The organism is Streptomyces sp. NPDC050211 (assembly GCF_040656035.1).
In the GTDB taxonomy this organism is placed as follows: domain Bacteria; phylum Actinomycetota; class Actinomycetes; order Streptomycetales; family Streptomycetaceae; genus Streptomyces.
Genome location: NZ_JBFALC010000152.1, coordinates 1 through 4,472, shown reverse-complemented (window position 1 = coordinate 4,472; position 4,472 = coordinate 1). Strand labels below are relative to the sequence as shown.

Below are 4,472 nucleotides of genomic sequence, written 5' to 3'. Positions count from 1 at the left end.
ACGATGTCGGCCTGGAACCGTCAGACGGTGTGCCCGCGTGAAGGAGTCCACCCGCCGACCGACGCTCCAGAACCCACGCGACAAGGGCACCGCACGTGGGCCCAGGCCCCGCGTCCCTTGGTCCGGCGCCGCACAGCCGCAGCCGGCCCGGCCGGGGCCGCCCGGTCGTACGGGCACGGGGGTGTGGATCCTCGACCGGTCCTGGACGCGGCCTGGGCCCCGGCCTGAGCGTGCCCCGGGTGTCACCGCTGGTCCGCCGGGCCGTCGAGCAGGTCCGCCACCGCGCCCATGAAGCCCTCGTCGAGCATGGTGCTCGGCGCCGTGTCCCGGGACGTGTCCAGGCCGGTGTCGTGGCAGGCGACGCTGATGAGGTAGCGGCCCAGTGCCTGGTGCGTGCTGAAGGCCCACTCGCCGCGCGCGGCGGGCGTGCCGTCCGGGGCCAGCAGCCCTCCGCTGCCGATGCCGAAGCCGAACTCGGAGAAGCCCAGCCGCAGTCCCTGCCCGAGGGCCTTGGTGTAGGCCTCCTTCAGCGTCCACAGCCGCAGCAGCCCGGCCGACCGCTCGGCCTCCGGCAGCCGCTCGAGGCCCAGCCGTTCGGCGGGCGTGCACACATGCTCCTGCATCAGGTCGAACGCCATGGTCCGTGCGGCGGGCTCCGCGTCGACGCCGATCCGCCCGTTGCGGCTGACCCCGACCGCGATGAGGTCGTCGGTGTGGGTGAGGCTCACGTCGATCTGGTCCAGCCCGCGCAGATAGGGCCGGCCCCCGATCTTGTAGGCGAGGTCGAGGTCGGCCGCCTCGGTGTCCAGCGCCGCCGCGGCCGTGAACTTGGTGGCCAGCCGGGAGGCCACGAACCTGAAACGCACGACCGGGTCGGCGGTGCGCCGGTAGCGCGTCCAGTCCCGCCCGAGCAGCGGCCGCAACGCGGGATCGGTGACGGCGGTGGCCAGCCACTGCCCCCAGGTGGTGTAGACGACGGCGTTGCCCCGCAGCCGCATTCCCTCCCGCACCCGGTGCCACGGGCCGTCGGGCCCGCTGACGTGCACCGGTTCGCTGATGCGGTCGGCGTCGAAGGCCGACGCGGGCACCGCGACCGGTTCGGCCGGCGGGGCCGGCCTGGCCCCTGTCCCTGCGCTCATGCTCCTGTCCCCCTTTCCCTGCTTGCCTGTGCCGGTCACTGGGCGAGCGGTGTCGCGTCCAGATCGCAGCTGAGTCCGGCCCGGTAGCGGCGGACCAGTTCGTCCATGACGTACGCCGCGCAGCCGTCGGGCAGGTCGGGCACCGGGATGCCCAGGCGCTCGCCGATCCGGGACAGCGCGAGCACGGCCCACGCCGCGTCGGCCAGGAACGGGTCCGTGCCGTCCTGGCCCTCCCAGATGCCCAGGACCGCGGCCGCGGCGGCGATCAGGCTGTAGCGGTCGCTGAGCACGCACACCGCGGGATCGCCCAGGGCGGCGGCCCCGGCCGGCGGCAGCCGCCGGCAGGTCTCGCGCAGCGCGCGCAGCTCGGCGACGAACGCCTCGGCGAGTTCGGCGAGCGCGGTGATCTGGCCGCCGACCTGGCGGGAGGGGGCGAGCCGGCCGGCGGAGCCGATGAGGGAGGCGGCCATGAAGTCGCCGCCGCCGGCGATGCCCAGCAGCCGGTAGTCGAGCGGCGGCAGGTCGGCGCCGGTGCGGAACAGCTCGGGCGGCGGCTCGTCCTCGGCGAACCAGGCGCTCTCGGCGAGCGTGCGCAGCTGCGGCACGATCACGGCCTGGCAGGCGGCGGTGCCGGCGTGGCCGAGCCCGGCGACCGGAAGGTCCCGCACCAGCTTGTCGAGGGCGCCGTACTGGGGGCTGCCGTGCCGGTAGCCGCGCGAGCCCAGCACGGTGGAGAGTTCCTCCAGGTTCTCCCGCAGCAGGTCGGGCACGACGTACTTGACGGCGGCGGCCAGCACATGGGCCCGGTCGGGCAGCAGGCCCAGTGCGCGCAGGGCGACGGTGGCCATGCTGTCGCAGGCCAGCAGATCGGCGAAGACGCCGGTGAGCGGCTTGTGCCAGCGGCGGGCGACGGGCCCGCTGCGGCCGGTGGTCGCGGCCCTGACCGCGGAGTGCAGGACGGTGTCGGCGGCCGCGGTGACGACCCCGCAGATGACGCTGCGGTTGACCTGGAAGGTGCGCAGCGCCAGCGCGACGCCGTCGCCGCCGCGGCCGACGAGGGCGTCGTCGTCCAGCGTGCGGCCCTCGAACTGAAGGCCGGAGAAGAGTGCTCCGCGCATCCCCGAGGTCTCGATCCGCGGCAGGTGCCGCATGGTGCCGGGTTCGGCCCGCGCGGGGTCGAGGAGGAACACGGAGTGGCTGCGCGGTCCGCGCGCGGCGTCGGTACGGGCGTAGACGATCTGCGCGTCGGCGCGCGCCGCGTTGATGATCAGGTCCTTGCGGCCGTACAGGCTGAGCCCGCCGTACGCCGCGGGCCGGGCGGTGAACTCGTGGCGCAGGATGGCGTTGGCGTGGGCGAGTTCGTGGTGCAGGATCGTGGCGCGTTTGCCGTCGAGCAGCAGGTCGGCGAGCGTGCGGCGCTGGGCGGGGGTGCCGGCCGCCCAGACGGCGCCGGTGGCGAACAGCGAGGTGATGCCGTACCCGAAGCCGAGCGCGACATCGCGCCTGAAGACGGGGCGCAGGGTGCGCGCGAGCAGATCGGCGCGGGTCAGGCGCCCGCCGTGCTCGAGGGGGACGAACTCCGCGGCCAGGCCCACCTCGTCGAGCAGGGCCTCGGTCGCGGCGGGCGGGGTGCGCCGGTGGTCGGCGGCGAACAGGGCGCGCAGACCGTGCGGGTTGGCCACGTCGTACGGATCGCCGAGCAGGGCCTCCAGCCGTGCGGCGCGCGCGAGGGCGTGCGCCTCCCAGCGGCCCCGCCCGGGCGCGGCCGTCGTGACGGTCTCGGCTGTGGTGGTCATGGCGGCGTCGGTCAGCTCCTTGGTCGCGGTACATACCTGTCACGTCTGTACGCCCGACCCTGACGGCCGCGGCTCGCAGGCGGCTGGAGCCGTGCTCAAGACGGCGTCCACGAATCGAGGGGCGGGCCGGGAGCCGGCGACCGGAAACCGCAGAACAGACCGTGTGTGCGGTTTCTTTCTCGAGTGCCGCCCGGGCACGGCTCGAGCGGCACCCGGGAGGTGTGCGAGCGTCCCCCGAGCACACCGGGGCGTGAAAAAAAGGGGGCTGCCGCGCTCCCGTCCGGGAGGCGCGGCAGCCTTGGCTGGGCCGGTCACGGCGCTAGCGGGGCACCGGGGCGGGCAGCTTGCGGGTGAGGAAGGCGCCGAGGGAGCGAAGCGGGAGAGGTGGGCCCGCGATCGTGGCCCTGTGGTCCGTGCTCATTCCTGCCTGCGTCCTCATCAGGCGGCTCAGGCCGCCCGGGTCACGGACTGCGCGTACTGCCGGGCCAGTTGGAGGGTGGCCGTGGAGTTGCGGCCCAGCACCTCGCGGACGTGGCGCCGGGCCCGGGCGAGGTCCGCCCCCGGCCCCAGCACCCGCTCGACCGCCTCCTCGCGCAGCACCACGCTGTGCTGCGCGACGGCGCTGACCCCGTGCTCGTCGCAGACGACGTTCCACTCCCCGGTGTGCGCCTCCATCAGCGCGGGCGTGCGGGTCTGCTTGTAGACGATGCGCCCCGCGTGCGGGAAACAGATCCGCACGGACTCGGTGGTGTGGGTGGCCCCGTCCGCGGTGCGCGTGTCCATCGCCATGATCTGCACCCCGGGCGTGTCCTCCGTCAGCTCCAGCCGTGTCACATGCGGAACCAGTTCGGGCCAGTCGCCGACCCGGTACAGGAAGTCGTACACCGGCTCGGCGGGGGCATCGATACGGACCGTGTCCTCGAAGGACAGCACCAGGTCGTCGAAGCGCCGCCAGCGCTCCGCGAGCGAGGTCAGACTCGCCAGCTCGGCCCGGGCGTTGCGCTCGAGGACCTGCTCCGCCCAGGCCAGGTCGCCGGCGCTGTCGCCGAGCACCGCGAAGTCGTGCAGCAGGGTCAGCCGGCTGGTCCCGTCGGGCCGCTCCTCGACGATCCAGGTGCCGTGCATCGTCGTCACGGGCAGCTGCGGATGCGTCTGGTGGAACTGAACGCACCGGGTGCCGGGATCCTGGGTCCGCTCGGAGATCCACGACCTGACGCCGCGGCCGGTCGTCGCCCACATCCGCAGCCGCTCGTTGGTGCCGTCGAACTCCAGCCGCTCCACGTGCACGTTCTCCGGGAAGAACAGCGGCCAGCGCGCCGCGTCCGAGATCAGCCCGTACACGACCCCGGCCGGGGCGTCCACCTCGGCCGAGTGGGAGGTACGGTGCACACGCTCACCGGTCATGATCAGTGCTCCTTGGGCGAGGGACAGGGGTGGGCAGGCCGGGGGCCGGCTCGCGCCGGGCCTGCGGTGCGAGCGGGGCGGCGGGCCGCAGCGGGGCCAGCGCCCGGTCCAGGACGGTGCGGGTCAACTGGCC

Annotated in this window: 3 protein-coding genes; all 3 read right to left on the bottom strand. The window is 74.4% G+C overall.

The genetic code is table 11. The features are described 5' to 3' along the window. Positions 1-242: 242 nt before the first annotated feature. The 3 genes from AB0I98_RS49470 to AB0I98_RS49460 all read right to left on the bottom strand — a co-directional run bounded on the left by AB0I98_RS49470 (position 243) and on the right by AB0I98_RS49460 (position 4,339). Entirely contained in the window at positions 243-1,139 is an 897-nt protein-coding gene (locus AB0I98_RS49470) for a 4'-phosphopantetheinyl transferase superfamily protein (protein WP_362953054.1), read from the bottom strand. 35 nt (positions 1,140-1,174) lie between these two features. Beyond that, positions 1,175-2,935 (bottom strand): acyl-CoA dehydrogenase, encoded by a 1,761-nt coding sequence (locus AB0I98_RS49465; RefSeq protein ID WP_362953052.1) that lies wholly within the window; start codon positions 2,933-2,935, stop codon positions 1,175-1,177. A gap of 447 nt (positions 2,936-3,382) precedes the next feature. Then, positions 3,383-4,339 carry an aromatase/cyclase gene (locus AB0I98_RS49460; protein ID WP_362953050.1) on the bottom strand — a complete coding sequence of 319 codons (957 nt, stop codon included), beginning with the start codon at positions 4,337-4,339 and terminating at the stop codon, positions 3,383-3,385. Between the last annotated feature and the right edge of the window lie 133 nt (positions 4,340-4,472).